The sequence below is a fragment of the Cryobacterium cheniae genome (assembly GCF_004403395.1).
GTDB lineage: Bacteria > Actinomycetota > Actinomycetes > Actinomycetales > Microbacteriaceae > Cryobacterium > Cryobacterium cheniae.
This window is the reverse complement of record NZ_SOGN01000024.1, coordinates 86,207-102,441: the sequence shown is the minus strand read 5'-3', so window position 1 is coordinate 102,441 and position 16,235 is coordinate 86,207. Positions and strand designations below refer to the sequence as shown.

Sequence of the window (16,235 nt, the reverse complement as noted above, 5' to 3'; positions counted from 1 at the left end):
GGGCTGCGCGCGTGCTGCGCCGCTGCGCGCGCGGCGCGCCACGCGCGAAGCGGCGCAAGACCCGCGCGCCGAATCCGCGCCAACGGGTCGAGCGGGGCGAGCCCTACACTGGCGGGATGGGACCCGCCGACTCCGACACCTTGCCCGCCGACTCCGACACCTTGCCCGCCGACTCCGACACCTCGCCCGCCGCATCCGTTGCCGCATCCGCCGTCGGCACCGCCCCGCGACGTGCGTTGGTGCGCCGCCCGGCGCGGAACCTGGCGGAGGGGCAGCTGACCCACCTCGCTCGCAGCCCGATCGACCTTGCGCGTGCCGACGAGCAGTGGCGCGGGTACGTGGCGGCACTGGCCGCCGCGGGGTGGGACACCATCGAGGTCGAGCCGGCGCCGCACCTGCCCGACTCCGTCTTCATCGAGGACACTGTCATCCTTTTCGGCGATCAGGCCGTCGTGTGCAGCCCGGGCGCCCCCAGCCGCCGCGGCGAGACCGCCGCCGCCGAGGCTGCAGTGCGGGCCCTCGGCCTCACCGTGCACCGCATCGAACTGCCCGGCACCCTGGACGGCGGCGACGTGCTCAAGGTCGGCCGCACGGTCTACGTGGGTCGGAGCCTCCGCACGAACGGAGACGGCGTCCGTCAGCTGCGCGCCATCCTCGAACCCCGCGGTCACACGGTCGTTCCCGTGCCGATCACGAAGGTTCTGCACCTGAAGAGTGCCGTCACGGCCCTGCCCGACGGCACCGTGATCGGCTACCGCCCGCTGATCGACGACCCGAGCGTCTTCCCACGCTTCCTGCCCGTGCCCGAGCCGGAGGGCACCGCCGTGGTCGTGCTCGACGCCGGGACCGTGCTCATGTCCAGCGCGGCGCCGCGCTCGGCCGCGCTGTTCGCGGGCCTCGGCTACCAGGTGGTCACCGTCGACATCTCCGAGTTCGAGAAGCTCGAGGGCTGCGTCACCTGCCTGAGCGTGCGGGTGCGCTGACACCCGCCACCCCCGCGAGATGCGGACAAAACACCCTCGATCGCGCGGCGAAGGTGTTATGTCCGCAACTCGGCGGTTGCGCGCGCGGCTCCGGAACCGTATCCTGAAAGGCTGCCTGATCAGGGGGGCACAGCTCAGACACGACGCGCTCAGGAGGCCGACATGACAAAGACAGCACCGTTCACGCTCGTACCGGCCGCGAATGACGGCGCCCGCTTCGGCGCAGCCCTCTCGTTCCCGCGCGCCGTTTAGCGACCGACCCGCGCCCTCTCGCCCCGCCTCGCGCCTGACGCCGGTCCGCTGAAACCAGCGCGCCCCCGCCGACCGCAGGCCGGCAGCACCGCTGCCCACCGGAAGCGAAGGCTTCCACCCCGCCGACCGACTCGTTCGTCATCGGCTTCCCGGCGCCCCGTGGCGCCGTTGCCCGGAACCAGACTGCTCAGGACTCACTCGTGACCACGCTCACAGACCACAGCCATCCGCCCGATCCCGACCCCGCAGCGGGAACCGACTCTGCGACAGACCCCGCGCGCCGGAACACCCTCCAGGTGCTGCTGCGCCTCTACCCGTTCGCCCGACCGGCCCTGCCCCGGCTCGCCCTCGGCATGCTCGCCGCCCTGTTGGCGGCGCTCGTGGCGCTCGCCATCCCGCAGGTGCTGCAACGCCTCGTCGACGGGGCGCTGACCCGGCAGGATGCCGGCCAGATCTGGCCGGCCGTGATCGTCGTGCTCGCTCTCGGCGTGATCGAAGCGGTGCTGATCGCCCTGCGCCGCTGGTTCGTGCTCGGCCCCGGCACCCACATCGAGGCCCGGATGCGCAACGCGCTGTACGCCCGGCTGCAGGACCTCCCGGTCACGTTCCACGACAAGTGGCCGAGCGGCCAGCTGCTCTCCCGCGCAGTCAGCGACCTCAACCTGATTCGCCGGTGGATCTCGTTCGGGCTCGTGCTGCTCGTCGTCAACGTGGTCACCATCGTGATCGGCGCCGTCATCCTGGTGTCGATGAACTGGATCCTGGGCGTCATCTTCCTCGTCTGCTCCGTGCCGCTGTGGATCGTCGGCTACCTGTTCGAGGAGAAGTACTCCGTCGTCGCGCGCCGCAGCCAGGACCAGGCCGGCGACCTTGCGACGGCCGTCGAGGAGTCGGTGCACGGCATCCGGGTGCTCAAGGCCTTCGGGCGCGGCAAATTCGCGCTGCAGAACTTCTCCGACCAGGCCGAGAGCCTGCGCGGCACCGAGATCGAAAAGGCGCGCGCCATCGCCGGCATCTGGCTGTGGCTGCTGATGATCCCGGATGTGGCCTTCGCCCTCTGCCTCGTGGCCGGCGTCTGGCTGGCCAGCCAGGGGGAGTTCACCGTCGGCGGGCTGGTGGCGTTCTTCGCGACGGCCACCGTGCTGCGCTGGCCGATCGAGTCGGTGGGGTTCCTGCTGTCGATGACCTTCGACGCCCGCACGGCGACCGACCGGTTCTTCGACGTGCTCGACGCGCCGAACGCGATCACCGACCCCGAGCATCCGGTCACCATCGACTCGCCCCGCGGCCGGCTGGCGTTCGAGAACGTGCACTTCCGCTACCCCGACTCGCCCGGCCGCTTCCCAGACCTGCTCGACGGCGTGGACCTGGTGCTCGAACCGGGGGAGACCATGGCGCTGGTCGGCCTGACCGGCTCCGGCAAGTCCACCCTGACGGCGCTCACCACCCGCCTCTACGACGTGACTGCTGGGCAGGTGACCCTCGACGGGGTCGACGTGCGTCACCTCGGCCGCGAGGAGCTGCGCCGCCACCTGTCGATGGCGTTCGAGGATGCGACGCTGTTCTCGGCATCCGTGCGCGACAACGTGTTGCTCGGCCGCCCCGAGTGGGCCGAGCGCTCACCCGAAGCGGATGCCGCACTCGAGGAAGCGCTCATGGTCGCCCAGGCCGGTTTCGTCCACGACCTCCCGGACGGCGTGGACACGCTCGTGGGCGAGGAGGGGATGACCCTCTCCGGCGGCCAGCGGCAGCGGATCGCGCTGGCGCGTGCGGTGGCGGCGAAGCCGGCCGTGCTGGTGCTCGACGACCCGTTGTCGGCTCTCGACGTGGACACGGAGTCCCTCGTCGAGGCGGCGCTGCGGGAGGTGCTCTCGGCGACCACGGCGCTGATCGTGGCGCACCGGCCGTCGACCGTGATGCTCGCCGACCGGGTGGCGCTGCTGGAGAACGGTCGCGTCACCGCGGTCGGACGGCACTCCGACCTGCTCCGGGAGAGCGAGCATTACAAGTTCGTGATCTCGAGCCTCGAAGACGAAGAACGACGAGAGTCCGCACGAGAGGAGGTGGCGCGATGAGCGTCACCGGTGTCGAGGGGGAAGACCGCAGCAATTTCACCGCCGCGGAGAGCAAGCAGATCCGGGGCCGGTCGCTGCGCCTGCTCGGGTCGCTGTTGCGCCCGGTGCGTTGGCCGGTCGTGGCGGCGATGCTGATCGTGGTCGTGTCCACGGCCGCGCAGGTGGCCGGACCGGCCCTGATCGCCTACGGGATCGATCAGGGCCTGCCCGCGCTGATGGAGCAGGACTGGGTTCCGCTCGCCGCGACGGGGGTGGTCTACCTCGCCACGGGCGTGCTCGGCGCCCTGCTGATCGCCTGGTACACGATCATGTCCGCCAGGATCAGCCAGGCCGTGTTGATCGACCTGCGCAAACGGGTCTTCCTGCATACGCAGCGGCTGAGCCTGGAGTTCCATGAGTCGTACACCTCGGGCCGCATCATCTCGAGGCAGACCAGCGACCTCGACGCCATCCGGGAACTGCTGGACTCCGGCATCAACCAGCTCGTGCAGGGGCTGCTCTACATGGTGTTCACCGCGATCGCCCTGTTCCTGCTCGACGGCACCAGTGGGCTCGTGCTGCTCGCGTCGATCGTGCCGCTGGCGCTGCTCACCCGCTGGTTCCAGGTGCGCTCGCAGACGCTCTTCCGCCGGTCGAGAACGGCGTCGGCGAGCCTGATCGTGCAGTTCGTGGAGACCATGACCGGAATCCGCGCGGTCAAGGCCTTCCGGGCGGAGAAGCGCAACGAGAAGGTGTTCGGCGAGCTGGTCGAGGACTACCGCACGGTCAACGGGCGGGTCATCCAGCTGTTCGGCATCTTCGACCCGGGTCTCGTGTTGATCGGGAACGTGGCCGTCGCGGTCGTGCTCCTGGTCGGCGGGTTCCGCGTCGTCGACGGCCAGCTCGCCATCGGCGCGCTGCTCGCGGCGCTGCTGTACACCCGCCGGTTCTTCGACCCGATGGAGGAGATGGCGATGTTCTACAATTCCTACCAGTCGGCCGCCGCGGCGCTGGAGAAGATCTCCGGGGTGCTCGAGGAACTTCCCGGTGTGCCGGATCCGGTGGCGCCGGTCGACCTCTGGGCGGCGAAGGGCGCGGTCTCCTTCGAGAGCGTGCAGTTCGAATACCAGAGCGACCGGGTCATCCTGCCGCGCTTCGACCTGTCGATCCCGGCGGGGCAGACCATCGCCCTGGTCGGGTCGACCGGGGCCGGCAAGTCCACCCTGGCCAAGCTGATGGCCCGCTTCTACGACCCGTCCCAGGGCCGGGTGACACTCGACGGCGTCGACCTGCGCGACCTGCACCCCAAGGACCTGCGCCGGGCGATCGTCATGGTCACCCAGGAGGCGTACCTGTTCAGCGGCTCGGTCGCCGACAACATCTCGATCGGCAAACCGGATGCGACGCCCGCCGAGATCGTGGCGGCGGCGAAGGCCGTCGGCGCGCACGACTTCATCGCGGGTCTGCCGAACGGGTACGACACCGACGTGAACAAGCGCGGCGGGCGCGTCTCCGCCGGGCAGCGCCAACTGATTTCGTTCGCACGGGCGTTTTTGGCCGACCCGGCGGTGCTCATCCTCGACGAGGCCACGTCGAGCCTGGACATCCCGAGCGAGCGCCTTGTGCAGCAGGCGTTGCAGACGCTGCTCGGGGGTCGGACCGCCGTGATCATCGCGCACCGCCTCTCGACCGTGGCGATCGCCGACCGGGTGCTCGTGATGGAGCACGGGCGGATCGTGGAGGACGGTACGCCCGACCAGCTGATCGCCGGCACTGGGCGGTTCGCGCAGCTGCACGCCGCCTGGCGCGACTCACTGGTGTGATCGGCTCGGGACCGGAACCTGCCTCGCGGCGCACGTTGCGGTAGCAGGCGCAGGATAGAACGTGCGCCGACTTCCGCAAGGTGCGCCGCGACAGCGGTGCCGGGCGGGGAACCGTGAGCGGTTAGGCGAACCCCCAGGCCTTCTCCTCGTCGCTGGACGCGTCGGAGAGCGGCGTGCCCGACAGGGGGCGGTTGGAGGCCACCGGCCCGAGCGGGTGCGCGCTGGGATCCCGGGGGGTCACGGGAGCCTGCTTGAGCTCGACGAAGATCGCGTGCGACGGCGTGCTGCCGATGTTCAGGCCGGCGTGTTCCTGGGCCGGCAGCCAGCGGGTCTCGCCGGCCGGCAGCTCGACGTCGACTTCGCGGCCCTCCGACGACAGGCGCCGCGCGTAGGCGTTGAGCGTGATCATGACGCTGTCGGGATGCGCGTGGGGCTTGGTCGCGTCGCCGGGAGCGTCGAGGAACTCGAGCACGCGAACGCGGTCGTTCTCGAGCAGTACTCGGTAGGCACCGGGGTCGGTGACGAGGGGATCGAGGGAGGTCTGTGCGGCTGAGTTTTCGCTGTCCATGGAAAAACGGTAACACCCGGAATGGTCCGGAACCTAAGGTTTCCGGGCAACCCGGCCGGGGGTCGCTACGCCGGACTCCAGCGCGCCGCCGCATAGTCCACCCGGTAGCCGCGCGGCCCGGTCTTCAGCGGGGTGCCCTCGGCGTTGTAGTGGGCGAGGGCGCGCTCCTCGTGCCCGATCGGCGGGTGTCCGCCGGCCCGGACCACCCGCCACCACGGCAGGCCGGCGCCGTGATGGGCCATGATCTGCCCGACCAGGCGGGCCCCGCGGGAACCGAGCACGGCCGCGACGTCACCGTAGGTCATCACGCGCCCCGGCGGGATCGACTCCACGATGCCGAGAACGTGCGTGACGAACGCGGGCTCCGGGGTGACGGCATCCGTCATCGGGTGACGGTCAGAGTTGCAGCGCGCCGATGGTCTCGCCGTAGACGGTCTGGCCGATGTCGCTGAAGCCGAGGTGGTGGAAGAACGCCTCCGGGCCCTCCTCGCCGGGCTCCCAGATCACCGTGATGTGGTCGAAGCCGCGCTTGCGGGCCTCGGCGGCCAGGGCGTCGGCGGCGAATTTGCCGACACCTTTTCCCTGGGCTTCCGCATCGACGTTGATGCGCCAGAGGCAGGCGCGGAACTCCTCGTGCGGTGAGTCCGGGTCGAAGTTGCCGTGGATGAAGCCGACGACGACGTCGTCGAGCACAACGACGCGCTGCCAGGCGGTGGCCGGGTTGATGACGGATGCCGCGACCGCGTAGGAGACGGGGGCGATGAACTGCTCCTGCCCCGGTTTCAGACTCAGGCCGTTCGCCGCGACGATGTTGCGCGCGGACAGATCTTCCAGTCGTAGTTCACCCATGCGAACAGGCTAACGTGCAGCGGAGCCGGTCGGGTAGTCGGGTTTTTTCGATGACCGGGCGCGTGGGCGACCCCGGCCGGGACATCCGGAAACTGTCTCGATGTCAAGATAGTTACGGCTCTCCACTAGAATCGACGTGGCTATTCATGCCCCCCGATATTCTGAGGAGAATTCTATTGGCGAAGATCAAGGTTGAAGGCACTGTCGTCGAGCTCGACGGGGACGAAATGACTCGCATCATCTGGCATGCGATCAAAGAGACCCTGATCCACCCGTACCTCGACATCGACCTCGAGTATTACGACCTGTCGATCCAGAAGCGTGACGAGACCGACGACCAGATCACCATCGACTCGGCCCGCGCCATCCAGAAGCACGGTGTCGGCGTCAAATGCGCGACCATCACGCCCGACGAGGCCCGCGTCGAGGAATTCGGCCTGAAGAAGATGTGGGCCTCGCCCAACGGCACCATCCGCAACATCCTCGGCGGCACCATCTTCCGCGAGCCCATCATCATCTCGAACATCCCGCGTCTCGTGCCGGGCTGGAACAAGCCGATCATCATCGGCCGGCACGCGTTCGGCGACCAGTACAAGGCCACCAACTTCCGTTTCGAGGGCGAGGGCACGCTCAGCATGACCTTCACCCCGAAGGACGGCTCGGCCCCGCAGGAGTTCGAGGTCTTCCAGGCCCCCGGCAGCGGTGTCGCCATGGGAATGTACAACCTCGACAACTCCATCCGTGACTTCGCCCGCGCCTCCCTCAACTACGGCCTCGAGCGCAAGTACCCGGTCTACCTGTCGACCAAGAACACGATCCTCAAGGCGTACGACGGCCGCTTCAAGGACATCTTCCAGGAGATCTTCGACGCCGAGTTCAAGGCCCGCTACGACGCGGCCGGCCTCACCTACGAGCACCGCCTCATCGACGACATGGTTGCTTCGGCCATGAAGTGGGAGGGCGGCTACGTCTGGGCCTGCAAGAACTACGACGGCGACGTGCAGTCGGACACCGTCGCGCAGGGCTTCGGCTCGCTCGGCCTGATGACCAGTGTGCTCTCCACGCCCGACGGCAAGGTCGTCGAGGCCGAAGCCGCGCACGGCACCGTGACGCGTCACTACCGTCAGCACCAGCAGGGCAAGCCCACCTCGACCAACCCGATCGCCTCGATCTACGCCTGGACCCGCGGCCTCGCGCACCGCGCCAAGCTCGACGGCAACCCGGCGCTCGCCGAGTTCGCGAGCACGCTCGAAGACGTCGTCATCAAGACCGTCGAGAGCGGCAAGATGACCAAGGACCTCGCGCTCCTCGTGGGCCCGGAGCAGGGTTTCCAGACGACCGAGGAGTTCCTCGCGGCCATCGCGGAGAACCTCCAGACCCGCCTGGCGTAACCCGCGACAGGGCGGCAGCCTCACCTTCGGGTGAGGCTGCCGCCCTTTTCCGTGCCCGGATTCCGCCCCGGGACCCGGCCTCTCAGGGGAGGCTTTCCTTGCTGGCGGAGCGCGGCAAGCGAGGCAAGAATATGACCATGTCGTCTCTGGTCGTCTTCGTTCGTCGTTACCCGCTTGTCGCCACGACCGTGCTCCTCGGACTCATCGGCGTGGTTCTCGCCCTGTTCGGTCAGACGGATGCCGTGCGCTGGCTGTTCAGCGGATTCGGCCTGCTCGTCGCCGGTTACGAAGCGATCGGCATGGTGCGACAGCTGCGCCGCGGCACCCTCGGCATCGACGTCCTCGCGATCATGGCCATCATCGCCACGGTCCTGGTGGGCGAATACGTCGCCACCCTGATCATCGTGCTGATGCTCACCGGAGGTGCGGCCCTGGAAGACTTCGCCGTGAACCGCGCGAAGCGCGAGCTCGATGCCCTGCTCCGGCGGGCCCCGCAGATCGCGCACCGGCTCGGTGCCGGTGCCGGCAACGGCAACGGCGAGGTCGAGGACGTCCCGGCCACCGACGTGCGGCCGGGCGACCTGCTCCTCGTGCGCCCGGCCGAGATCGTGCCGGTCGACGGCGAACTCGTCTCCGTCAGTGCCGCGTTCGACGAGTCGTCGCTCACCGGGGAAAGCCTTCCGGTGGAGCGGGAAGCCGGCGACGCCGTGCTCAGCGGGTCGATCAACGGCCAGGCTGCCGCCACCATCCGGGCCACCGCGACCGCAGCGAACAGCCAGTACCAGCAGATCATCGCGTTGGTCGAGGAGGCCTCGGCCAGCAAGGCCCCGGTGGTGCGCCTCGCCGACCGCTACGCGGTGCCATTCACGGCGGTGTCGCTCTCCATTGCCTCCCTGGCCTGGATCGTCAGCGGCGACCCGGTCCGTTTCGCCGAGGTCCTGGTGGTGGCGACCCCCTGCCCGCTGCTGATCTCCGCGCCGGTCGCGTTCATGGGCGGCATGAGCCGCGCTGCCCGCAACGGCATCATCGTCAAGGGCGGTGGTGTGCTCGAGATGCTCTCCCGGGCCAAAACCGTGGTCTTCGACAAGACCGGCACGCTCACCCACGGCACCCCGACCATCGCCCGGGTGCTCCCCGAACCCGGCTTCGACGAGGACGAGCTGCTCGCGCTCGCCGCATCGGCGGAGCAGTACTCGTCACACGTGCTCGCGGCATCCGTGATCGCGGAGGCCCGCACCCGCAAGCTCGAGCTGACCGGCACGGAGACCGCGAACGAGGTTCCCGCGCACGGCGTCGTGGCCCGGCTGGGGGCCCGCGAGGTCACGGTGGGCAAGCTCTCGTTCATCAGGGAGCGGGCGACGGATGCCGTGGCCGCCCCGCTCGAGGGCGGCGAACTGGCCATCTACATCGCCGTCGACGGCCGCTTCGCCGGCAGCATCGTCGCCAGCGACAAGCTGCGCGCGAACGCCCCGCAGACCATGGCGGATCTGCGCGCCCTCGGCCTGCGGAACACCGTGATGCTCACCGGGGACGCGCGGCCCACCGCCGAGCACATCGCCGCCCTGGTGGGGATCGATCAGGTGCAGGCGGACTGCCTGCCCGTCGACAAGGTGAACGCCGTGCGCGCCCTGGCCCTCCGCCCGGTGATCATGGTCGGTGACGGGGTGAACGACGCGCCCGTGCTGGCCGTCGCCGACGTCGGTATCGCCATGGGAGCCCGCGGGGCCACGGCCGCCAGTGAATCGGCGGACGCGGTCATCCTGATCGACGACCTGACCCGCGCGGCCCGCGCGGTCGCGATCGGGCAGGACACCATCCGGATCGCCCTGCAGAGCATCTGGCTCGGCATCGTGTTGAGCATCGGACTGATGCTCCTGGCCGCGTTCGGTTTCATCCCCGCGACCGCGGGGGCGCTGCTGCAGGAATTCGTCGACCTGGCCACGATCCTCAATGCGTTGCGGGCGATCGGCCGCCGCCGGGACGCCGCGGTGCGGGCCCAAGTCGCCGCCCGTGAGCCGGTCACGGCGGGTGCGCTCGCTCGCTGAGCCGCGCGGCGTGGCCGTGACCCGATCCGTCGACACCGAAACGTGCGGGATGCCCCCAGTTCGGGTGTCAACGCGTGCACGATGCACTGTCCGATGCCGGTTTCGGCTAGCTTCAAGTTCATGTCCCTCCGTCGGGGGCCAACCTTTCAGCGCTGAACGGATTGGATGATGCACGTGAACTCACGAAATCGGCATTTCATACCACGACCCCACGACCCCAGGCCTCCGCGCGGACTCCGCCGGGCAACCGCGGTGACCCTGACCGTCGGGCTGGTTGCCACCGCAGCCCTGCTCGGCGGAACCGTCGCCGCCGGAGCCGCGCCGCAGCCGCAATCGGGCACACAGTCGGCCGTCGGAAAACCGGGGATGACCTTCGAGCCTGGCCGGTACGTCGTCACCCTGGCCGGCAGCGCCGTCGCCACCTACTCCGGCGGCGTCCCCGGTTTCGACGCCACCCAGCCTGCCCCGGGCCGGCAGCTCGACGCGAGCTCGACGAATGCGACCGCCTACGCCGCGCACCTCGCGGCCGAGCAGAGGAAGGTCGCCGCGGCCGCCGGTGTGAGCGTCAGCGTCTCCTACACGACCGCGCTCAACGGATTCGCCGCCGACCTCACCGCGGAGCAGGCCGCCGCGCTCTACGCGGACCGCGAGGTTCTCGCCGTCGAGAAGGACTCGCTCCGCCAGATCACGGCGCAGTCCTCGACCGACTTCCTCGGACTCGGCGACGCCGCCGGCGCCGGCGGCGTCTGGGACGCTGTCGGCGGCGTGGAGGCGGCGGGCGCCGGCGTGGTCGTCGGCATCATCGACACCGGCATCGCCCCCGAGAACGCTTCCTTCGCCGGCGACCCGCTCGGCACCGACGCCGGTGCCGCGCCCTATCGCACGGCCGACGGCGGCATCCGTTTCGACAAGGCCGACGGCGGCACCTTCACCGGCGCCTGCGTCGTGGGTGTGCAGTTCACCGCCGCGGACTGCAGCACCAAGATCGTCGGGGCCCGGTACTACGTCGACGGGTTCGGTGCTTCCCGGATCGGCGCCGACAGCGTCGGCGAGTACCTCTCGCCGCGCGACGGCGACGGCCACGGCTCGCACACCGGCGGCACCGCGGTCGGCAACCATGCCGTCGCCGCGTCGGTCGGCGGCATCGACTTCGGCGCCATCTCGGGCGTTGCGCCCGCGGCGAAGATCGCCGCGTACAAGGTGTGCTGGTCCGGTCCCGACCCGGTCAGCCAGGACGACGACGGATGCGCCACCAGCGACCTCCTCTCGGCGATCGACCAGGCCACGGCCGACGGTGTCGACGTGATCAACTTCTCCATCGGCGGCGGTGCGGCCCAGACCACGGTCTCCGCCACCGACCTCGCCTTCCTGGGGGCGGCATCCGCCGGCATCTTCGTGGCGGCCTCGGCCGGTAACGCCGGCCCGGGCCCCTCCACGCTGGACAACGCGTCGCCGTGGATCACCACCGTGGCGGCGAGCACCATCCCGAGCTACGAGGCCACCGCCACCCTCGGCAGCGGCCCTGCCTGGGCCGGCGGCTCGATCACGGTCCCGGCGACCGGCGTGACCGGTGCCCTGGTGCGCGGCGACCTCGTCGCCGCCCGCCGCGGCAACGACCCGCTGCTCTGCGCGCCGGACTCGCTCGACCCGGCCAAGGTTGTCGGCAAGATCGTGTTCTGCCAGCGCGGCGTCTACGACCGGGTCGCCAAGTCGGCCGAGGTGCTGCGGGCCGGCGGAATCGGCATGGTGCTGGTGAACAAGACGAAGAGCTCGCTCGACCTCGACCAGCATTCGGTGCCGACGGTGCACCTCAACGCCGAAGCGTTCGACCCGGCATTCGCCTACGCCGGCACCGCCGGCGCCACCGTGACCCTGACGCCGGGCAACGCCCTCGGCACCACCCCGCCCGCCCCGCAGGTCGCCGGGTTCTCCTCGCGCGGACCGGTCCTGGCGGACGGCAGTGACATCATCAAGCCGGATGTCTCGGCGCCCGGTGTCGCCATTCTCGCCGGCGGCGCCAATGCCGCAGGCGCGGCCGGCACCTACAAGTTCCTGTCCGGAACGTCGATGTCGTCGCCGCACGTGGCGGGCCTCGCCGCCCTCTACCTGGGCCAGTCGCCGAACGCCGCCCCGGCCGAGGTGAAGTCGGCCTTCATGACGACCGCCTACGACACGGTCACCGAAACCGGCGCCGCCATGACCGACCCGTTCGTGCAGGGTGCCGGCCACGTCGACCCGACCAAGTTCTTCACACCGGGGCTCGTCTACCTGAACGGGGAGCGCGACTGGATGTCCTACATCAAGGGCGCCGGGTACACCTGGGACGGCGACGCCGATGTGGTCGCGGTCGACCCGTCGAACCTCAACCTGCCCTCGATCGGCATCGGCTCGCTCACCGCGCCGGAGACGATCACCCGCACGGTGACGTCGACCCAGGCGGGCACCTTCGCCGCCTCGGTGTCCGGTCTCGTCGGCATCGACGTGAAGGTCGAGCCCGCCACACTGACCTTCGGCGCGGCAGGGGAGACCCAGTCCTACACGGCGACGTTCTCCCGAACGGATGCGCCCGTCGACACGTTCGCGACCGGCTCGCTCAGCTGGACCAGCGACGCGACGGTCGTGCAGAGTCCGGTGGCGGTCAAGCCCGTCACGCTCGAATCGCCGGTGGCCGCCGGCGGAACCGGCGTGGCCGGATCCGTCAACATCAGCGTGACGCCCGGAACGACCGCCGACATCCCCCTGCAGACCGACGGCCTCGCGGCCGGCGTGCTGCTCAAGGAGAAGAAGGGCGGCCCGGGCAAGGCATACACCGGAACCGGGCTTCCCGGCGGAGAGATCGTCTTCACCGTGCAGGTTCCGGCGGGAACGGCCCTGCAGCGTTTCGACCTCGATGCGCAGACCGACGCCGCCGACCTGGACCTGGTCGTCAACCGGCTGAGCGGCAAGGGCGGCACGCCGGTCGAAATCTGGCAGTCGGCCACGGCGGCGACGGACGAACACGTCGACCTGCTGAACCCGGCCGCCGGGTACTACCAGGTCATCGTGTCGGTCTTCAGCGGCACCGACCGATACGACCTGACCACCTTCACGGTCGCGCCGGGTGTCGGCGCCGGAGCGTTCACCGTCGCCCCGAACCCCCTCCCCGGGGTGCAGGGCGTTGAAGCGACCTACACGGCCTCGTGGAGCGGCCTGGCAGCGGGCACCGACTACCTCGGCCTGGTGCGCTACGGCGACAGTGGCTTCTCGACGGTTGTGGCGGTGAAGAACTAGCGGCCGCCGACGGAGGAACGGCAGCAGAGGGCGACGGATGCGAGGCATCCGTCGCCCTCTCGTCGTCGAATCGATCAGGGGTGCGGGGCGGGGCGCACGGCGGCCTGAGCGCCGAGCCAAGGCTTACCCTGAGGTAATGCGATTCGCACGATTCCGCCGAGGCGGCGAGACCCCCGGCGTGAGCCGACCGCGGCTGTCCCGAGAGGTCTACGTACTCGGCGTGATCGCGTTCTTCGTCATGGTGGGCTTCGGCGTCGTCGTGCCCGTGCTGCCCGTCTATGTGCGCAGCTTCGGGGTCGGCTACCTGGAGATCGGCGCCGTCGTCTCCGCATTCGCGCTGATGCGCTTCGTCTCGAGCCCGTTCACCGGGCGCCTGATCGACTGGGCCGGCGAACGGGTGATCCTGGCCTCCGGCATCGGGATCGTCGCCCTCTCCAGCGGGCTGGTCGGCGTGGCCCAGAACTATCCGCAGCTGCTGCTCCTGCGCGGCGCCGGCGGCGTCGGTTCGGCCATGTTCACGGTGGCAGCCATGACCCTCCTGCTGGGCTCCACGGCGCCGGGATTCCGGGCCAGGGCCATCGGGTTCTACCAGGGCGGGTTCCTGCTCGGAGGGATGGCCGGGCCCGCGCTCGGCGGGCTCCTCGCCACGATCTCACTCACCGCGCCCTTCTTCTTCTACGCCGCGACCCTCGCCGTTGCCGGCGTTCTCGGCCTGGTGCTGCTGCGCCCGGTGCGGGGCGGCGTGGTCGCCGAGGCCGGCCCCCCGCCCGAACGGATCCCGTTCCGAACGGTACTGCGGGACACCCGGTTCCGGGCGGCGTGCCTCGCCAACTTCGCCACCGGTTGGAACTCGTTCGGCGTGCGCAGCGCCCTGATCCCCGTGCTCGTCGTCGAGGTGCTGCGGGGGCCGACCGCATGGACCGGCATCGCCTTCGCCTTCGCGGCCGTCGCCCAGACGGTGGCGCTCGCGCCGGCTTCGCGGTTCGTCGACACGGTGGGACGCCGCCCGGCCATCATCGGGGCATTCCTGGTTGCCGGACTCACCATCCTCGCGGTCCCGTTCGCGCCGAATATCGTCGTGCTCACGGCTCTGCTCTGTGTCTACGGCGTGGCCTCGGCGTTCATGGGGACCGCGCCGGCCGCATCCGTCGGTGACGCCGCCGGCGCCGGGGGAGGGCGTCCCGTCTCGGTGTTCTCGATGTTCTCCGACCTGGGAGCCATCGTCGGCCCGCTCGCGGCCGGGTTCCTCGTCGACAGCGTGTCCTATCCGGTGGCCTTCGGCGTCGGCGCCCTGCTGTTCTTCGCGACCTCCGCCTACGCGCTGCGGATGCCGCGGCAGGCTCGCGCGGCATAGTCCCGCCCTGAGATCAGTCGAATGCAATTACTAAACTGATGTCATCTATTAGTGACAAACACTCGACTTCATGTGCGCAACGAAGGATTCTTGAAGCATGACGGACCTCGCGGAAGACCTCAGGCAGGCGGCCGATGCCGTCGCCCGACTTGGGTCGTCCAGCGCCGACTACGAGGCCTTGCCCGACGCGGTCGTGCTGGCTGGTCAGAAGCAGATTGCCGCGGCGCGCCGCCTGCTCGATACCCGCGCTGCGTGGATGGCCGGCACCATCGCTCGCCGTTCCCGGCCGGAGCTCGGCCACTCGGGGCTGGCCGCGCAGCAGGGGTTCCTGTCCCCGGAGGCTCTGGTCCAGAAGTCGATTGGCTCCTCCAAGGGTGACGCCTACAAACTCGTCGCGGTCGGCACGATGATGGCCGACACCGAGGCGGCCGAGAAGCTGGTCGAGGCGGCGCTCTCAGCGCCCGACCCGGATGCTACCGAAGTCGCAGCGTTCGTCGCGAGGGTGCCGTGGCAGGCACCGATCGCCCGCGCCGTCACTGCGGGAACCCTCTCGGTCGACGCGGCCGAGTCGATCCGCGCCGGCCTCGGCCAGATCGATGCAGCAGTCACCGCCGAAAAGCTCGGGATGGCGCTGGCGGAGCTGCTGGCCGAGGTGTCGGCGTTGAACGCCGACGAGGTCTTCAGACGGGCGAGGCGGATGCGCGACGTGCTCGACGAGGCCGGCATCGCCGCCCGGGAGAAGCAGGCCTACGACGATCGTGTCCTGCGCGTGTACCGGCTGAACAACGGCAATGTGCGCCTGAACGGGCTGTTCTCGCCCGAAGATGGCGAGTTCGTGCTCTCCACCTTCGACTCCATCACCGGCCCCCGCCGTGGAGCGGTGCGCTTCGTCGACACGGAGCGGGCCGCCTGGGCCAAGAAAATGCAGGACGACCCGCGCAGCAACGAGCAGATCGCCGCGGACTCACTCGTGCAGCTGCTCAAGATCGCCGGGGAGGCCGACCCGGGCCGGATGTTCGGCGGGCGCCGTCCGGCGGTGCGGGTCATCGTGACCGAGAAGACGCTCAAGAGCGGTCAGACGGATCAGGCGGGAGCCCCGAAGCCCGCCGAGCCCGCCGCTTCCGCCGCGCACGGGCAGATCGAGGGCAGCCCGGTCCCGATCTCGCAGGAGAGCATCGACCGGCTGCTCTGCGACACCGGCTCCCGCGGCATCACGTTCGACGGAAACGGCCAGATCATCAACGTCGGCCGCAACGAACGCCTCTTCACCGAGGCACAACGGGCCGCGATGGCCGTTCGCGACGGCGGATGCCTCTGGATCGACTGCGACAGACCACCGGCGTGGAGCGAAGCGCACCACATCAACGAATGGCTCAAAGACAACGGGCACACCGACCTCGCCGACGGAGTGTTGCTCTGCCACCCGCACCATCTGCTGCTGCACAACCAGCCCTGGACGATCATCCGAACCGGGACGCAGTATTGGTTCCGGCCACCGGGCGAGGTCGACTCGGAGCAGGCGCTGATCGCACTGCCGAGCAAGCGGGCAGAGCTGTAGGCAGGGGGTTCGGCCCGTGGTTCCAGGTCTCTGGTCCCTGGTTTCGGCAGGCTCAACCTCCGGGGCGAACCGGCAGTGCGCCTGCAGT

General features: G+C 69.9%; 11 protein-coding genes. 8 read left to right on the top strand and 3 right to left on the bottom strand.

Features of this window, described 5'->3' with window-relative positions; all coding sequences use genetic code 11:
• Positions 1-116: 116 nt before the first annotated feature.
• From ddaH to E3T23_RS04245, 3 genes are all read left to right on the top strand, one after another.
• A complete protein-coding gene (ddaH, locus tag E3T23_RS04255; protein ID WP_134369165.1) occupies positions 117-983 on the top strand; it encodes a dimethylargininase in 867 nt (288 codons plus the stop codon).
• A gap of 605 nt (positions 984-1,588) precedes the next feature.
• A complete protein-coding gene (locus E3T23_RS04250) occupies positions 1,589-3,310 on the top strand; it encodes an ABC transporter ATP-binding protein (RefSeq protein WP_134369171.1) in 1,722 nt (573 codons plus the stop codon).
• Entirely contained in the window at positions 3,307-5,112 is a 1,806-nt protein-coding gene (locus tag E3T23_RS04245; RefSeq protein ID WP_134369164.1) for an ABC transporter ATP-binding protein, read from the top strand. Before E3T23_RS04250 ends, E3T23_RS04245 begins: the two co-directional genes overlap by 4 nt.
• Positions 5,113-5,233: 121 nt before the next feature.
• Here the strand turns inward: E3T23_RS04245 and E3T23_RS04240 are convergent, their stop codons facing one another.
• From E3T23_RS04240 to E3T23_RS04230, 3 genes are all read right to left on the bottom strand, one after another.
• On the bottom strand, positions 5,234-5,680 hold the full coding sequence (locus E3T23_RS04240) for a cupin domain-containing protein (RefSeq protein ID WP_198416176.1): 447 nt from the start codon (positions 5,678-5,680) through the stop codon (positions 5,234-5,236).
• A gap of 65 nt (positions 5,681-5,745) precedes the next feature.
• Entirely contained in the window at positions 5,746-6,066 is a 321-nt protein-coding gene (locus tag E3T23_RS04235; RefSeq protein ID WP_134369163.1) for an MGMT family protein, read from the bottom strand.
• A gap of 10 nt (positions 6,067-6,076) precedes the next feature.
• Complete coding sequence (locus E3T23_RS04230; protein WP_134369162.1) at positions 6,077-6,529, bottom strand: GNAT family N-acetyltransferase; 453 nt, start codon at positions 6,527-6,529, stop codon at positions 6,077-6,079.
• A 176-nt stretch (positions 6,530-6,705) separates the two neighbouring features.
• Between E3T23_RS04230 and E3T23_RS04225 the strand changes: the two genes are divergently transcribed.
• From E3T23_RS04225 to E3T23_RS04205, 5 genes are all read left to right on the top strand, one after another.
• A complete protein-coding gene (locus E3T23_RS04225; RefSeq protein ID WP_134369161.1) occupies positions 6,706-7,920 on the top strand; it encodes an NADP-dependent isocitrate dehydrogenase in 1,215 nt (404 codons plus the stop codon).
• A 137-nt stretch (positions 7,921-8,057) separates the two neighbouring features.
• On the top strand, positions 8,058-9,965 hold the full coding sequence (locus E3T23_RS04220; RefSeq protein WP_134369160.1) for a heavy metal translocating P-type ATPase: 1,908 nt from the start codon (positions 8,058-8,060) through the stop codon (positions 9,963-9,965).
• Positions 9,966-10,217: 252 nt separating this feature from the next.
• The gene (locus E3T23_RS04215; protein ID WP_241977590.1) at positions 10,218-13,235 is read left to right on the top strand and encodes a S8 family peptidase; all 3,018 of its coding nucleotides are present in this window, start codon (positions 10,218-10,220) and stop codon (positions 13,233-13,235) included.
• 136 nt (positions 13,236-13,371) lie between these two features.
• Positions 13,372-14,589: an MFS transporter gene (locus E3T23_RS04210; protein WP_134369158.1), complete on the top strand. Its 1,218-nt coding sequence runs from the start codon at positions 13,372-13,374 to the stop codon at positions 14,587-14,589.
• Between the two features lie 97 nt (positions 14,590-14,686).
• Complete coding sequence (locus E3T23_RS04205) at positions 14,687-16,147, top strand: DUF222 domain-containing protein (RefSeq protein WP_134369157.1); 1,461 nt, start codon at positions 14,687-14,689, stop codon at positions 16,145-16,147.
• Positions 16,148-16,235 lie beyond the last annotated feature (88 nt).

Excerpts from the sequence above, each read along its gene's own strand:
- ddaH (WP_134369165.1), top strand. The coding sequence starts at position 117 with ATGGGACCCGCCGACTCCGACACCTTGCCCGCCGACTCCGACACCTTG.
- E3T23_RS04250 (WP_134369171.1), top strand. The coding sequence starts at position 1,589 with ATGCTCGCCGCCCTGTTGGCGGCGCTCGTGGCGCTCGCCATCCCGCAG.
- E3T23_RS04245 (WP_134369164.1), top strand. The coding sequence starts at position 3,307 with ATGAGCGTCACCGGTGTCGAGGGGGAAGACCGCAGCAATTTCACCGCC.
- E3T23_RS04240 (WP_198416176.1), bottom strand. The coding sequence starts at position 5,680 with ATGGACAGCGAAAACTCAGCCGCACAGACCTCCCTCGATCCCCTCGTC.
- E3T23_RS04235 (WP_134369163.1), bottom strand. The coding sequence starts at position 6,066 with ATGACGGATGCCGTCACCCCGGAGCCCGCGTTCGTCACGCACGTTCTC.
- E3T23_RS04230 (WP_134369162.1), bottom strand. The coding sequence starts at position 6,529 with ATGGGTGAACTACGACTGGAAGATCTGTCCGCGCGCAACATCGTCGCG.
- E3T23_RS04220 (WP_134369160.1), top strand. The coding sequence starts at position 8,058 with ATGTCGTCTCTGGTCGTCTTCGTTCGTCGTTACCCGCTTGTCGCCACG.
- E3T23_RS04210 (WP_134369158.1), top strand. The coding sequence starts at position 13,372 with ATGCGATTCGCACGATTCCGCCGAGGCGGCGAGACCCCCGGCGTGAGC.
- E3T23_RS04205 (WP_134369157.1), top strand. The coding sequence starts at position 14,687 with ATGACGGACCTCGCGGAAGACCTCAGGCAGGCGGCCGATGCCGTCGCC.